The organism is Chitinophaga sedimenti, from assembly GCF_023156195.1.
GTDB lineage: Bacteria > Bacteroidota > Bacteroidia > Chitinophagales > Chitinophagaceae > Chitinophaga > Chitinophaga sedimenti.
The window spans coordinates 1,687,039-1,701,596 of the sequence record NZ_JAKUKA010000001.1; the positions used below are offsets into that span (position 1 = coordinate 1,687,039).

At 50.5% G+C, this 14,558-nt stretch carries 14 protein-coding genes and 1 pseudogene; 2 read left to right on the forward strand and 13 right to left on the reverse strand.

Features of this window, described 5'->3' with window-relative positions; translation table 11 throughout:
- Nucleotides 1-6: 6 nt before the first annotated feature.
- From MKQ70_RS09565 to MKQ70_RS09625, 13 genes and pseudogenes are all read right to left on the reverse strand, one after another.
- Nucleotides 7-405 (reverse strand): hypothetical protein, encoded by a 399-nt coding sequence (locus MKQ70_RS09565; protein WP_248070228.1) that lies wholly within the window; start codon nucleotides 403-405, stop codon nucleotides 7-9.
- 268 nt (nucleotides 406-673) lie between these two features.
- A complete protein-coding gene (locus MKQ70_RS09570; RefSeq protein ID WP_248070229.1) occupies nucleotides 674-823 on the reverse strand; it encodes a hypothetical protein in 150 nt (49 codons plus the stop codon).
- A 163-nt stretch (nucleotides 824-986) separates the two neighbouring features.
- A complete protein-coding gene (locus tag MKQ70_RS09575) occupies nucleotides 987-1,397 on the reverse strand; it encodes a TolC family protein (RefSeq protein WP_504908231.1) in 411 nt (136 codons plus the stop codon).
- Between the two features lie 41 nt (nucleotides 1,398-1,438).
- Nucleotides 1,439-2,326 carry a TolC family protein gene (locus MKQ70_RS09580; RefSeq protein WP_248070234.1) on the reverse strand — a complete coding sequence of 296 codons (888 nt, stop codon included), beginning with the start codon at nucleotides 2,324-2,326 and terminating at the stop codon, nucleotides 1,439-1,441.
- Nucleotides 2,327-2,386: 60 nt separating this feature from the next.
- Nucleotides 2,387-5,527: an efflux RND transporter permease subunit gene (locus MKQ70_RS09585; protein ID WP_248070235.1), complete on the reverse strand. Its 3,141-nt coding sequence runs from the start codon at nucleotides 5,525-5,527 to the stop codon at nucleotides 2,387-2,389.
- Nucleotides 5,528-5,552: 25 nt separating this feature from the next.
- Complete coding sequence (locus tag MKQ70_RS09590) at nucleotides 5,553-6,659, reverse strand: efflux RND transporter periplasmic adaptor subunit (protein WP_248070237.1); 1,107 nt, start codon at nucleotides 6,657-6,659, stop codon at nucleotides 5,553-5,555.
- 92 nt (nucleotides 6,660-6,751) lie between these two features.
- Entirely contained in the window at nucleotides 6,752-7,135 is a 384-nt protein-coding gene (locus tag MKQ70_RS09595) for a hypothetical protein (RefSeq protein WP_248070239.1), read from the reverse strand.
- A gap of 188 nt (nucleotides 7,136-7,323) precedes the next feature.
- The gene (gene trhO / locus MKQ70_RS09600; RefSeq protein WP_248070241.1) at nucleotides 7,324-8,346 is read right to left on the reverse strand and encodes an oxygen-dependent tRNA uridine(34) hydroxylase TrhO; all 1,023 of its coding nucleotides are present in this window, start codon (nucleotides 8,344-8,346) and stop codon (nucleotides 7,324-7,326) included.
- 453 nt (nucleotides 8,347-8,799) lie between these two features.
- A pseudogene (locus MKQ70_RS43725) lies at nucleotides 8,800-10,217 on the reverse strand (DUF5686 family C-terminal domain-containing protein).
- Nucleotides 10,214-11,308 carry a DUF5686 and carboxypeptidase regulatory-like domain-containing protein gene (locus tag MKQ70_RS43730; protein WP_282456322.1) on the reverse strand — a complete coding sequence of 365 codons (1,095 nt, stop codon included), beginning with the start codon at nucleotides 11,306-11,308 and terminating at the stop codon, nucleotides 10,214-10,216. The pseudogene MKQ70_RS43725 and the gene MKQ70_RS43730 overlap by 4 nt, the downstream one beginning before the upstream one ends.
- Nucleotides 11,309-11,339: 31 nt before the next feature.
- Nucleotides 11,340-11,708, reverse strand: coding sequence for a hypothetical protein (locus MKQ70_RS09615; RefSeq protein WP_248070245.1), 369 nt, complete (start codon nucleotides 11,706-11,708; stop codon nucleotides 11,340-11,342).
- A gap of 95 nt (nucleotides 11,709-11,803) precedes the next feature.
- A complete protein-coding gene (locus MKQ70_RS09620; protein ID WP_248070247.1) occupies nucleotides 11,804-12,988 on the reverse strand; it encodes an O-succinylhomoserine sulfhydrylase in 1,185 nt (394 codons plus the stop codon).
- A 1-nt stretch (nucleotide 12,989) separates the two neighbouring features.
- Nucleotides 12,990-13,415 (reverse strand): OsmC family protein, encoded by a 426-nt coding sequence (locus MKQ70_RS09625; protein WP_248070249.1) that lies wholly within the window; start codon nucleotides 13,413-13,415, stop codon nucleotides 12,990-12,992.
- Between the two features lie 118 nt (nucleotides 13,416-13,533).
- On the opposite strand from MKQ70_RS09625, the gene MKQ70_RS38105 reads away from it, so the two are divergent.
- The gene (locus tag MKQ70_RS38105) at nucleotides 13,534-13,908 is read left to right on the forward strand and encodes a homoserine O-acetyltransferase family protein (RefSeq protein ID WP_282456323.1); all 375 of its coding nucleotides are present in this window, start codon (nucleotides 13,534-13,536) and stop codon (nucleotides 13,906-13,908) included.
- Nucleotides 13,909-13,936: 28 nt separating this feature from the next.
- Complete coding sequence (locus tag MKQ70_RS09630; protein WP_282456325.1) at nucleotides 13,937-14,551, forward strand: alpha/beta fold hydrolase; 615 nt, start codon at nucleotides 13,937-13,939, stop codon at nucleotides 14,549-14,551.
- Nucleotides 14,552-14,558 lie beyond the last annotated feature (7 nt).

Below are 14,558 nucleotides of genomic sequence, written 5' to 3' on the forward strand. Positions count from 1 at the left end.
TTTTTTCTATTCCAACTCGCCCAGAAACACCTTCACCACCTTCCGGTCATCATCCACCCACAATTGCAAGCCTGCAGGTTCAAAGCAGTACACCTCCTGCTCCGACCCGTCTGCAAATACAACATGTTCGAGTTCGTAATCAAAGCCTTTCATCAGCACCAAAGCTGTACTGATTTCCAGTCCAATGAGGCACATGCCGTGTAGTGAGCAATTATGCCGGCAGGCAATGCCTTTAATGATGCCGTCTTTTGTGTACAAAGAAGTAAATTCCTGGTCTATCGTGTAAATACCGTTATCGTCCGCGCACGGCGTGTACGTAATAACGCCGTACTTCTCCAGGTGCGGATAAAAGGAAGTGTTCAGGGAAAACGGGCCAATGCTGCCCGGCAGATTTAACTGATGCATGGGGTTTATTTTTTAGTTTGAACAATGAGCGGACCTATATTCGTGGTGGCAGCGCGGCCGGACTGGTACGCCAGTTTTAGTTGGATGTTGCCGCCCGGGAATAAAACGTACCGGCTGGCTGCAGGCGGGTTGTTCCGGCAGGCGCAAAGCAATAGCAGCAGCGCTGCCGGAAAGATCTTTCGGGGTGTCATAACGTTTTTTGATGCAAATAAATTTATCTGCACAAAGCGGGAAAGTGGAAATGGAGTGAATTGAGGAAACGGGTGGATCAGGCGGTGTAATAGCGTTTGAAGATGATCTTGAATACGATGTTCAGCATTACGGAAAAGCACGCCAGGGTGACAACGCGAAAGTAACCCGGCCAGGCGGGTTCGGCAAAATAGTTATCTGCCCTGGAAAGCAATACCACTACGGGCACCGTTAGCCTGATAATCTTGTATTGACTAAGTTTAGGATGCGCGGAACGGATTCCAACCCTACCCCATTTTTTAAAAGACAAATACCCGCGTCGATAAAAAGCAAGAGGAGCATTGAAAAATGCTCCCCGTTTTGTATATAGGTAAACAACTACGAACTAATTGTCAGCTGCCGCCCAGCGCGCGGTACAACGACACCAGTCCGCGGTATACGCCACGGCGGGTGTTTACCAGCGCCAGTTCGGCCTCCAGTACGCTTTTCTGCGCGGTAATTACTTCCAGGTATGAAGCATACCCCGTGCTATACAGGATGTTGGCCGTAGACACTGCCTGTTTCAGCATGTCTACTTCCCTCCTTTTTAATTGATATGTTTTTTGTTGATTATCCACTGCATTCATAGCTGTGGCTACCTCCTGGTAACTGTTCACTACCGTTTGCTGGTAATGGTAGAACGCCGTATACGCGCCGGCCTTGCTGATATTATAACCCGCTTTCAGTTGCCGCTGGTTAAATACCGGCGCGGTTAAACCGCCAACGATGCCCCAGGCCAGCGATGCCGGTGATTGGAACAACAAAGGCGCTTTAAACGAGTTGAAACCGACGAACGGCGAAATCGTCAGCGATGGAAAAAAGCTTTCCGCGCGGCCGCCACATCCAGTTTAGCGGCGCTCATTTCGCGCTCGGCCATCTGGACGTCCGGCCGGGCAAGGAGTTGCTGGGCAGAAATGCCTTGCATCACCGGCAGCGCCAGCGAATCTTTTCGGAAGCCGTTACGCGCCAGCTGCTGCGGCAGGCGCCCCAGTATAGCATTCAACTGAAATTCAATAGATGCTATATCCTGCTTTATGGCGAATTCCAGTGCCTGCGTGCTTAACAACTGTGCAGAGAATTGCTGCACGGCAAGTTCCGTTGCCCTGCCACCGGCTTTCTGAATGTTAACGGTAGCCACCGCAGACTCCTGCAACCGGACGTTACTGCGGATGATTTCCAGCTCGTAATCCAATGCGGTTAATTCATAGTACATGCCCGTTACCGCAGCTACCAGTTGCGTTTTCAGCAAACGGCGACCTTCTTCCGCGGCAAGCAGCCGCTGATACGCGGCTTTCTTGCGGGTTTTCAACTTACCCCATATGTCGGCTTCCCACGAACTCCGTAGCCCGGCGAAGTAATCGGGCGTCGGACCTGGAATCCGCTGGTCTTTGTTGATATTGGGCGACAAGTTCGTATCGAAATTGCCTACGCCATTAAGGGTGTATTCGCCATACTTCTCCACGCCGCCGCGCAGTTGCAAGTCCAGCGAAGGAAGGTTGGCATTGCGGGCCAGCATGAGCTGTGCCCTGGCAGCCTCGATCCGCTGGTTTGCCGCCAGCAGGTCGAAGTTATGGGCCATCACGGTATCGATCAGCGCCTGCAGGTGTTGATCATTGAACACGGTGCGCAGGTTATCGGGCCGGATGGTGTCTGATTTGCCATATACAGCTGGTGTGTGCACGGCCGCTGGCATGGTCAGGTGTTTTCTGTGCCGCAGGCGGCTATAAGTAAGGCGGCTGGTATCAGCCCATATTTATATAGTTTCATGTGTTTCGGTTTTGGTGGGAACAGATTTCATTTTCGTCATGGAAGCAAACAGCACATACAGTCCCGGGATCACTACCACGCCGAAAAGCGTACCTATCAGCATGCCGCCCGCAGCCGCCGTACCGATGGAACGGTTACCCATGGCGCCGGCGCCCGAAGCGATACACAGCGGAATCAAGCCCGCCACAAATGCGAACGACGTCATCAGGATCGGCCGTAAACGCGATGTAGCGCCTTCCTTCGCAGCCTGCAATACCGTTAAGCCCTGCTTGTTACGCAGTATCGCAAACTCAACGATGAGAATTGCATTTTTACCAAGCAGCCCCACCAGCATTACCAGCGATACCTGCGCGTAAATATTATTTTCCAGTCCGAGCAGTTTGAGGGAGAGGAAAGCACCGAATATACCAGCCGGCAACGACAACAGCACCGGCAGCGGCAGTAACAGGCTTTCATACTGCGCCGCAAGCAACAGGTACACGAACACGAGTACAATGATGAAAATATATATTGCCTGGTTGCCCGATAAAATCTGCTCGCGCGTCATGCCGCTCCACTCGTAACTGTAGCCCTGTGGCAGTGTTTGCGCGGCAGTTTCTTCCACCGCTTTAATGGCCTGGCTGCTGCTGTAACCCATGGCGGCGTCACCGTTGATCATGGCCGCCGTGTACATGTTGTAGCGTGTGAGTTGCTCGGGTCCAAACACCCGCTCCAATTTAATGAAGTCGTTGTACGGCACCATTTCACCATGATCGTTCTTTACGTGCAGCTGCAGCAGGTCTTCCGGCTTCTTACGGAAATGCGGATGCGCCTGTACCATCACTTTGTACATCTGCCCGAAACGAATAAAGTTAGAGGCATAAAAACTGCCCATCAATGTTTGCAGGTTGCTCATCGCATTATCGATGCTCACCCCTTTTTTGGCCGCCATGGCCTGGTCCACATGCACCATGTACTGCGGGAAGCTGGCATCGAAGCTGGTGAAGGCGCTGCCGATTTCAGGACGCTTCTTTAATGCTTCAATAAAGCGTTCTGTTTCATCGGCGGTACGTTTGGCATCACCCTCACCGGATTTGTCCAGCAAACGCAGTTCAAAGCCGCTGGAGTTACCGAAGCCCGGCACCGTTGGCGGCGGGAAGTACTCGATACTGGCGTCTGCGATGTGTTTGGTCTTTTCCTGCAATTGTGCAATGATATCGTTAACGGATGCTTTGCGATCGTCCCACGGCTTTAAGTTCACCATGCCCATGCCGTACGAGGCGCCCGCTACTTCGTTCAACAGGCTGTAACCTGCGAGTGTAGACACGGATTCCACTTCGGTAAGACTGTCTGCCACTTGTTGTATTTCCTTTAACACCTCTTCTGTGCGTTCTACGGTGGCGCCGGGCGGTGTGGTTACGTTCACGTAAATCATTCCTTGGTCCTCCGTGGGAATGAAGCCCGATGGCAAAATAGCGCTTACGCCCCAGGTGGCGGCGAAAAAGAAGATGAGTAAAGCCACTGTCAGCAAACGTCTGCCAGCCATCCAGCCAATCATCTTACCATATTTGCTTTCTGTTTTATTATACACCCGGTTAAAGCCATTAAAGAAACTTTGCAGGCCGCCTTTTTTCTTTTCAGGTTGATGTTTCAACATGATGGCGCACAGCGCAGGCGTCAGTGTTACGGCATTGATGCCCGAAATCACGATAGAGATGGCCAGTGTTAACGAGAACTGCCGGTAAAAGACGCCGACCGGTCCCGATAGAAACGCCACCGGTATAAATACGGCCGACATTACCAGCGTAATGGCTACCAATGCGCCGCTGATCTCCTTCATGGCCGCCAGCGTAGCCTCCATCGGCGGTAAATGTTCTTCGTGCATTTTTACATGCACGGCTTCGACGACGACAATCGCATTATCCACCACGATCCCGATGGCCAGTACTAATGCAAACAAAGTGAGCAGGTTAATGGAGAAGCCCATCATCTGCATAAAACACAGCGTACCGATCAGTGCCACCGGCACGGCCAGGGCGGGGATCAACGTGGAGCGGAAGTCCTGCAGGAATATAAATACCACGAGGAACACCAGCAGGAAAGCCTCGAACAGCGTTTTGATCACCTCGTGAATAGATGCATCCAGGAAGCGCGATACGTCGTAGTTAAAGTTGTACGTCATGCCCGGCGGGAAGCTGGTGGCTTTCATCTCCGCCATCTTTTCTTTTACGGCATTAATTACGTCCTGCGCATTGGAACCCGGTCTTTGCTTCAGCATGATAGATGCCGATGGCTTCCCGTCTGTTTTAGACACCATGCTATAGGTGAGCGAGCCGAATTCCACTTCCGCCAGGTCCTTCAGCAACAGAATGGATCCATCGCTGTTTGCACGCACCACGATATTTTCATACTGCTTCGGTTCAAAGAACTTACCGGTGTAACGCAACACGTACTGTTGCATATTCGGCTCCTTGTCGGAGCTCTCACCGGTCTTACCCGGCGCAGCTTCAATATTCTGCCTGCGGATGGCCTGTGTAATTTCATCGGCAGAAACATTGTAAGCGACCATGCGATCAGGTTTCAGCCAGATGCGCATTGCGTACTCCTTGGCACCCATGATCTCCGCACGACCAACACCGTTAATACGTTTGAGCTCCTGCAGCACATTTATGTCTGCGAAGTTGTAAATAAACTGCTCGTCCAGCGACGTATCATCGCTCATGACGTTTAGGTATAACAACATGCTGTTCACCTCTTTCTCGGTGGTTACCCCACTTTTAATTACTTCTTCCGGCAGCTCGTCAATGATCGTGGCTACGCGGTTCTGCACGTTTACCGCGGCCTGGTCGGGATCGGTGCCTACCTCAAAAAACACACTGATCACGGTAATACCGTCATTGCTGGAAACCGACGACATGTACGTCATGCCGGGCACACCATTGATGGCACGTTCCAGTGGCGTGGCTACGGCCTTTACACACACTTCGGCGTTGGCGCCGGTATATTTAGCGGTAACGGTAACAGAGGGCGGCACAATGTCCGGGAACTGGGTTACAGGCAACCGGAACAGCGCCAGCAGGCCCAAAAGGGTAATAATAAGGGAGATGACCAGTGATAACACCGGTCTTCTGATAAAAGTATCAAACATGTATTTGTGTTTAAGATGAAGGAAATTACAGGCGCAGCAAACTGTCCATCGGCACCATGCGTGGCTCTATGGACATGCCATCGCGGATATTACGCACGCCTTCGGAAACAACGCGGTCCCCGGGTTTTAAACCCGATTGCACGATGTAGAAATGTGCGATGCGCGTTTGCGGAATAAAGTTCCGCATCTGTACGCGATTGGCGCTGTCTACCACGAACACGTAATTTTTATCCTGCATCTCAAACACTGCTTTTTGCGGTACGATCAGGGCCCCGTCTATATCGCTGGAGAGCCGTATTTTCCCGCTGGAGCCATGCTTCAGCAGCTTCTTTGGGTTGTCGAATTTAGCCCGGAATGCGATGGAACCGGTACTTTCTTCAAATTCACCTTCTATGGTTTCGATGCGGCCTGGCATAGGATAGTCGCTGCCATCGGCCAATATCAGGTGTACCTGGTCGTATTGATGATTACTTTTGGTGTATTGGAGGTATTCACTTTCTGATACATTGAAATAGGCGTATACATTACGGATATCGGATATCGTGGTGAAGAGGGTTCCCTCGTCTACCAGGCTGCCTTTCTTCAACGGAATACGATCAATAATACCATTGAAAGGCGCGCGGACTTCTGTGTATTTCAATCGTGCTTCGGCGTTGGACAAAGTGGAGCGGGCTTCTTCTGTTTTCGCTTCTGCCGCGGCCAGCCGTGCTTTAGCGACTTCCAGTTCGGAGGGTGCTACGACTTTTTTATCGGCGAGCAATTTTACCCGCTCGGCTTCCAGTTCGGCAGCTTTAGCTTCCGCGATCACATTACTCAGCGCAGCTTTGGCGCGCGATAGTTCCGCCCTGTATTCGCCATCGCTGATGCTGAACAGCAATTGGCCTTTCTTCACTTCCCGGCCTTCATCTATGTGTATCTGGTCCAGGAAACCATTTACGCGGGCGCGGATTTCCACGTTCTGAACAGCCTGTATGTCCGCTACGTAATTACGGTATAATAAAGTGTCTTTAGCGACGAGTTGGGTTACAGGCAGGATTTTCGTTTCTTCCTTGGTTCGGCCGGCTTCCGCGTTACCGCAAGCGGCAAGGGACAGCACGCCGAGCGTGCTATATATCATTGAGTTCAAGCGCATAATCAATAAGTTTTCTCATTCCGTGTGCGAACGGAATGGTAAATAATCAGCCTGCTGCGTAGTTGTTTAGCCATCAGCATACTAGTATCATCCTAAAAAAACAAAAAAGAAATGCGTGGCTCAGAAAGGGGTTTGCCGGAAAAGAAACTGGTAGTAACCAGGTAAAAAGACCGTACGCGTGAGTATTCGCCGGTTTTATTTTCGGGTTGTAATTCGTTGCTGATATTGCTATACGGCAGTACATAAGCCAAACGCGGCGTCAGGTTGTACTGCTGGCAGAAAGGTGAAACATAGTAACGCGGCTTGATGCGCGGTGAACGTTTCAACTGCACCTTTTCCAGTACGATATCTATTTCTTCCTGGTGGTCCAGGTGAGCCGGTAAACTGAAATCTACCTCCAGAATAGGCTCGCCGGGTATATGAAATGAGGCCCACGCCGCCACCGAACCCGCTGTTAGCTGTACTAACAGCAGCATGGCGCAGAGTGCCCACTTATACCATATTTGCCGACGGAAATGCATGCGCCGCTAAATTACATCATCGATGCAAAAAAGCCAAGGGTTTAAGTATGAACGGTTCCGATTTTAACATCATTATAATAAAAATGCCGCCATGATCAGTAGCGGCATTTTTCTTTTTTATGTTGACGCGGATCACCGCTCATTCAGGCGTGGCCGCAGTCTTTGCTTCGATTTATTAAATGCAAGATGCCCCTTGTCAATGCCTTTACGCAGTTCCTGCTGTTCTTCTTCAGGAAGATTATACACATGCTGACATTCATCGCTGCAGGTGCCCCGTATTTCTCCGCGCACTTTTTGCATTGGATAAATAAAAGGTGACAACCATCGTTCGCGCAGTTGGTATGGTCATCGCAAGGTTCGCCACATTGGTGGCATTTACTGATGATCTCTTCGCCAATCCGCTCGCCCATGCGATCATCGAAGACAAAGTTTTTGCCTTTGAATTTATTCGGGAGGCCCTGCTCTTTCGCCTTGTTGCTATATTCTATAATACCACCTTCGAGGTGAAACACATTCTTAAAACCATTGTGCAGAAAGTACGCCGACGCTTTTTCGCAACGGATACCGCCGGTGCAATACATAATGATGTTCTGGTCCTTCTGGTCCTTCAGCATGTCCACCGCCATGGGTAACTGCTCGCGGAAAGTATCGGAAGGCACTTCCAGCGCATTGTCGAAATGGCCTACTTCAAATTCATAATGGTTACGCATGTCTACGATCACCGTGCCCGGTTGGGCCGACAAGTTGTTGAATGCTGCCGCGTCAAGGTACTGGCCGCGGTGCGTGATATCAAAAGTGGGATCCTCAATCCCGTCGGCCACAATTTTATCCCTTACTTTGATCTTGAGTACATAAAAAGACTTCCCATTGTCATCCACCGCAATATTCAGCCGGATACCGTTCAGGAAGTCGAAACCGTAAAGGAAAGTGCGGAATGCCTCCACATTATGCTCAGGTACGCTGATTTGGGCGTTGATGCCTTCGTGTGCCACGTAAATACGGCCAAATACGGCCAGGTTAAACAATCCCTCGTAAAGTTGGTCGCGAAACTGTTGCGGGTCGGTGATTTTCGCGTACTGGTAAAAAGAAATCGTAACGCGATTGAAAGTTTCGGCTGCCAGCCGTTGCTTCAGCAGGTCGGAAGATACTCTGTTGTGTAATGCCATAGTTGGAAATTTTAAGGACGTACGCCGGACGAACAAAATTTCTTTTTGCGTGTTATATAAAATGTTGGCCGCAAAGATACGAAAATCTCAGGATGGGGAAGTTTTCTACAACACGTTGTTTCAGATTAAAATTTTACTATATCTATTAAACCGTCACGACAAGCATACTTTACCGTTGGCATACTTTTGGACTTTTCAACAAGCAAGTAACCAAGTAACAATTAACCCTTAAAGTTGACGACTATGAACACATATGTAATTTACTTTTTCCTGGTAGTGACCGCTATTTGGTGTTATCGCCTCCTTGCCTATTTCTACGACCGTGACGAAAACAAGGGTAAAAGCTATCGCACCGCATACAGAAGAAGACTGAATCGATTTTAACCATATAATTGGCAAGCAAAGTAACAAGCCACCAGCGTTTCAGAAGAAGGTGGCTTTTTACTTTCCGCATCAATTATTGAACACGGCGCTCCCGAGGATGCCGCCGAATCCTACTCTCACCCCTACTCTCGTCGGCGCCTGCGTCTGGTAGCCGGCCACCACATCGACTCTTATAATCTTAAAGATATTTTCTAGTCCCGCGAACGCTTCCACATAATTGTTGTCGCTGTTCACGTAAAAGGCGTTTGCCCCACCCACCAGGTGCCACTTGAGCCGGTTAAACAGTGGAATTTTATTCGTGAGGAAGCCATTGAAGTGATGCTCCACGTTAACGGTGCCGTATAATCGCGCGTCGGTGCTGTACTGGTAATATGGCGCCAGCTGGAAGCTGTTGAGGTAATTGAAATTGTAGAAGGTTTGGTTGCCATTGAAGTGCTGCAAATCGGGTATACTCACCCTGTTCCGGTTCAGGAAGCCGCCGCCCGACAGGCGATAGCGCAGTTCACCGAATATCTTAAAGTTCATCTCGTCCGACATCGCGACTTTCCAGCGGTCATAATCTACGTGGCTGCCAAAGAGTGCAATTCCTTTATTATAGTTGATCTCGAACACAGGCGCCTTGGAGCCAATGGCCGAACGCCCGGTCGGGTATTCGATGAACCGTTGTCCCGGCTGGAAACGGAAGCTGCCCCCCACAACAACGCCTGATGTTTTACGAACGGCCTGCTGGCCAGTTCCTGCGGATGGTTGGGCAGGAATTGTTTGTCCTTATTCTCGAAAATCACGAAATCCGTGGTATTCTCGACCGGAAGGCGGTTTTCGTAACGCAGGTAGCTGCTCACCCGCATGGTATTGTCGAACCGCCGCGAGTAACGGAACTGCACGAACTGGCGCTCGTAAATCTTCATGTAGTTTTCCTTTAGCAGCAAGGTATACAGGCTGTTCGGCAGCGGCGTAATCGGGTTCTCGGGGTTAAATTGAGATACGCGTTGTCCGCCCGATAGTTGCCAGGTATTCCGCGAGTCGCTGTACTTCTTATGTTTTCCCTGCAACGTAAGTTCTGTCGCTACATTCAGGTGCGTGTTACTAAGGCCGTACCGGAACAGCGTGCTCCACGATAAGGAACGATCGTTCCGCAGACTAAAGTCCACACCAGGTTGCGCCTGTAATACCGGGCCTTCCACAGTGTTATATTCCAGTCCTTTAATCAACCCATTCATATAGATCGTGTGTGAGCCTACGCCACTGTCGCGGCGAAAATACACAGGTTGTGAAACACCTTCCCACAGCACACCCCAGATCTTCACCGGCCTACGGTGCTTGCGCAGTGAATCGATCCGCCAGTTACTTCTGGCAGAATCGCGTTCGGCCTTGGCGGTACTGTCTTTCACGACGAAGTCGCGTGCTTCCTCCTTTTCAAGCGGTACCGGACGAATGCTGTCCCAATAATTGATGCTGCGCTTTTCTGCGGCAGTATCATATTTCATGAACGTCTTATCAAAATACTTTTAGGGAACTTCGGGTTGAGATTGTAGTCAGAATACACGTTCACGAAATTACCCACCACATTAAACCCAAACTGCTTGATCGCCACATAAATAAACTGGTCTTTCGTCCGCCACACCTTTGGTGTTACAGGTACGTGCATCTGGCGGATGCGTAAGGTGTCCACGAGTTCCAGCTGGTAATCTTTGGTCAGTTCCAGGTCAGTACTGTGGATGCGCCAGTCGTCATCCGTAATAAATATATAGCCTGAGAATACCGGTTCCCGGAGGCGTTTGGGTATTACTTTAATTTTGTTGACAGTGATCCCATCTTCAATGAAACTACCTTCAAGCCTGTATTTGTAGTGCATCAACGCGGTTTCCGCAATCGGGGAAATAAAGCCCCGCGGGTTTACCTGCGAAATAATTGCCTCTACATTGTTATCATAAAAGTTGATGAATGCCGGAAAACTGACACCGAGGCCTCCCCCGCTTTGTCGCGCCGACACTACGTCCAGCTTCAACTTGTCTGGTTGTTTATAAGATATCTTAGTTACAGATTCGGATAAAAACACCACACCGCTGCCGGTGGAATCTACCCCGAGATCCCCCTTATCGATCTTTTGTCCAAGTATTCTTGTAGGTACGCCGCGCAGCTTGAAAAAGCCTTTAATATAAGCCTCGCAGGTATATTCCGTTACCTGCCGGCGATAGTAAGCACGTTTCTTAATCGCCTGCCGGATGATGGCATATGCGGGGTCTTCGCCGCCGGAGCGCACGACCACTTCTTTTACCTGCAAACTAACCGGCTGCATCACAAAATCAAGTTGCACATCGCTGCTGCCAACGGTCACGGGCTGTTCCTGCTTCTTAAAACCGAGGTACTGACACACCACGACCTGCGCGCCGGGATCGAGTTCAAACTGATATTGGCCTTGTGCGTTTGCGGTAGTGCCATTGGTCGTACCTTTTACCAAGACGGTGGCATAAGGAAGCGGGTTGCCCTTATCATCGGTCACCTTTCCGCGGATAACAGCCGCACGGGCAGTGAACATGGCAAGCAACAACAGTTGGGTCAGAAGAAATTTTGGCATGGATTGTAAATAATAAATGAAACGGCTGCACTTAAGCAGTGGCCGCGGTTTGCGCAGGTTTACGTTTGCGTAGCAGCGAAGCACTCAACGCCGCAAATCCTCCTACAAGCGCACCCGGAATACCTGTAACCAGGATCATCAGGTATGGATTTTTCACCTTCAGGATGAGATCGGCCATGCGCGTGGCAAGGATGTGATCATTTTGCATGTCGGTAATTAGCGCCATGGCAAAGTACAGGCAATACACCGCAAGAAACGCGCTGAGAAAGGCTTTCGCCGGCCGCAGACGGATCCAGATGCCTACCACGAATGCCACAATGGCTACCACCCACCAGTCGAGCACCAGGCCGAGTAAAGAGCTTAATATCACATTGAGTACGAAGGCGATCCAGAAACGCATTAGCTAATTGTTTAAACCAAGATAAAGAATTCCGGGAAACTAAAACGCCCCTTGCGCTTATTTTTGCAGGGGGCGTTTTTAATATCCATATCAACTTATGCTTTTTCCAAAGCCTGCTGAATATCGTTTTTGATGTCTTCCACGTGCTCCAGCCCGCAGGAAATGCGGATCATGCCCGGTGTGATGCCTACTTTCAGTCTTTCTTCTTCCGAAAGCTTGGCATGGGTGGTAGAAGATGGATGCGACACAATAGTGCGGCTGTCGCCCAGGTTGGCCGTCAACGAGCACATCTGGATCGCGTCCGGGAAGTTCCGGCCTTTTTGCAGGCCACCTTTGATCTCGAAGCAGAGCAACCCGCCACCGGCCGACATTTGTTTATTAGCGATGGCTTGCTGTGCATGGCTTTCGAGCATCGGGTACTTCACCCATTCCAGGTGTGGGTTACCTTGCAGGGTAGTCGCCAGGTCCAGCGCTGTCTGTGAATGGCGGGCCATACGAACGTGTAGGGTTTCCAGGCTTTTGCTCAGCACCCAGGCATTAAAAGGCGACATGGCAGGACCAGTGCTGCGGCAGAAAGTATGCACTTCCTTTACCAGTTCCCGGCGGCCGACTACGGCGCCACCCAATACGCGTCCCTGTCCGTCGATCCACTTGGTAGCGGAATGCGTAACAATGTCGGCGCCATGGAGGATGGGCTTTTGGAGGGCTGGTGTAGCAAAACAGTTGTCCACGTTCAGGATCACATTTTTGCTTTTGCAGATCTCCGCCACATAAGCGAGGTCAATGATATCGAGTCCCGGGTTGGAAGGCGTTTCCAGGAATACCATTTTAGTATTGGGCTGGATAGCAGCTTCCAGTGTATCGGGCTGATTGATATCGAAATAAGTATGCTGAATGCCCCATTTCGGGAGAAACTTTGTGATAACGGTGTGCGTAGAGCCGAAAATAGAGCTCGAAGACACGATATGGTCGCCCGCTTTCAGGAAAGCCATGAAGCTGGCGAATACCGCGCTCATACCCGAAGCAGTGCCGAACCCGGCCTCTGCGCCTTCCAGCGAAGCCAGTCTGGCCGCGAATTCATCAACGGTCGGATTGCTGAAACGGCTGTAGATATTGGCATCTGTTTCATCCGCAAACGCAGCACGCATATCTTCGGCGCTTTCGAAGGTAAAGCTGGAAGTCAGGAACATAGGCGTAGAATGCTCCATGTGCTGTGTTTGTGCGGCTCTTGTTCTGATGGCGTTGGTTTCCGGATGGTACTGTTGCTTTTCTATGTTCATCTTATTTAGCGGGAGAAACATTCACTTCCCATGTGAGTTTGGTTTTGGCGGTGCGCAAGGTTTCGGCTACGGAGCAGTATTTGTTCATAGACAGCTCCACCGCGCGTTGCGCTTTATCTGCATCGATATTACCTTCAAGGAAAAATTTGACATGGGCGTTTTCCCAAAGAGAAGGTTCTTTTCCCTTCTCGCGTTCTGCATCGATCTCTATTCTGAAGTCGGTAATTTCCTGGCGTTGCTTCTTGAGGATCATCACCACATCGATCGCGGAACAGCCGCCCAATCCCATGATGAGCATCTGCATCGGACGAATGCCATTGTTCTTTCCGCCGTTTTCAACAGAGGAATCCATTAAAACTTTGTGGCCGGTTTCGTCCACAGCTTCCATATTAAATCCGTCGTCAATTCTTTGTAATGAGATCTTCATAAACTGATAAGCTATATTTAATAATAACCCTCCAAAGATAACGAAGATTGCACAAAAGCAGAAACGCTGCTTGCCATAGTCATTATTCTTACTTAGGTTTGCGCAAAAATCACGGCCCTTGGCGCTTCAGACTTATCAATACGCACAACCCTTCGAACTGGAATCCGGACAGGTACTGCCGGAACTGGACATTGCTTACCATACTTATGGTACTTTAAATGCCGCCGGCGACAACGTGGTGTGGGTATGTCATGCGCTGACGGCGAATGCGGATGTGGCAGACTGGTGGGCAGGACTTATTGGCGAGTTCCGGGTGATCGATCCGGCAAAGTACTTTATCGTTTGCGCCAATATTATCGGTTCGTGTTACGGCAGTTCCGGCCCGCTTTCCATTAATCCGGCTACGGGAACGCCTTACTATTTTGACTTTCCGCAGGTTACCATCCGCGATATGGTGAAGGCGCACCGCTTGCTGCGGCAGCACGGGCATTGAAGAGATTCACCTGCTGATTGGCGGCTCTATGGGCGGTTACCAGGCCCTGGAATGGACGCTGGCCGAACCGGACCGCATCAAGCGCCTGATGCTGCTGGCTACCGGCTCGGCCGAAAGTGCCTGGGGCATTGCGGTACATACGGCACAGCGACTGTCTGTAGAAGCAGATCCCACCTGGAAAGATGCCACGCCCAACGCCGGTGCGGCGGGATTGAAGGCCGCCCGTGCCATCGGCATGCTGACCTACCGCAACTACCAAACCTTTGTGCGCACGCAAACCGAGCCGGACAAGGAAAAGACGGACAACTTCAAAGCCTCCTCCTATATCAACTACCAGGGCGATAAACTGGTAAAAAGATTCAACGCGCAAAGTTACTGGCTGCTGACTAAAGCAATGGATAGTCACAATATTGCGCGTGGCCGCGCAACGGACGCCGTTACCACCCTCGAAATCATTACCCAGCCTACACTTGTGATAGGCATTACCAGCGATATCCTTTGTCCGCCCGAGGAGCAGCGTTTCATGGGACAACACATTCCCAACGCAGCTTATCATGAAATCGATTCGCCTTATGGGCACGACGGTTTCCTGATCGAATTTGAGAAGATCGGTGCGATCCTGCAGCGTTGGTTAACACGCTAACATATAT

Coding starts and splice junctions, on each gene's coding strand:
- MKQ70_RS09565 (WP_248070228.1), bottom strand. CDS start 405: ATGCATCAGTTAAATCTGCCGGGCAGCATTGGCCCGTTTTCCCTGAAC.
- MKQ70_RS09580 (WP_248070234.1), bottom strand. CDS start 2,326: ATGCCAGCGGCCGTGCACACACCAGCTGTATATGGCAAATCAGACACC.
- MKQ70_RS09585 (WP_248070235.1), bottom strand. CDS start 5,527: ATGTTTGATACTTTTATCAGAAGACCGGTGTTATCACTGGTCATCTCC.
- MKQ70_RS09590 (WP_248070237.1), bottom strand. CDS start 6,659: ATGCGCTTGAACTCAATGATATATAGCACGCTCGGCGTGCTGTCCCTT.
- MKQ70_RS09595 (WP_248070239.1), bottom strand. CDS start 7,135: ATGCTGCTGTTAGTACAGCTAACAGCGGGTTCGGTGGCGGCGTGGGCC.
- trhO (WP_248070241.1), bottom strand. CDS start 8,346: ATGGCATTACACAACAGAGTATCTTCCGACCTGCTGAAGCAACGGCTG.
- MKQ70_RS43730 (WP_282456322.1), bottom strand. CDS start 11,308: ATGCCAAAATTTCTTCTGACCCAACTGTTGTTGCTTGCCATGTTCACT.
- MKQ70_RS09615 (WP_248070245.1), bottom strand. CDS start 11,708: ATGCGTTTCTGGATCGCCTTCGTACTCAATGTGATATTAAGCTCTTTA.
- MKQ70_RS09620 (WP_248070247.1), bottom strand. CDS start 12,988: ATGAACATAGAAAAGCAACAGTACCATCCGGAAACCAACGCCATCAGA.
- MKQ70_RS09625 (WP_248070249.1), bottom strand. CDS start 13,415: ATGAAGATCTCATTACAAAGAATTGACGACGGATTTAATATGGAAGCT.
- MKQ70_RS09630 (WP_282456325.1), top strand. CDS start 13,937: ATGGGCGGTTACCAGGCCCTGGAATGGACGCTGGCCGAACCGGACCGC.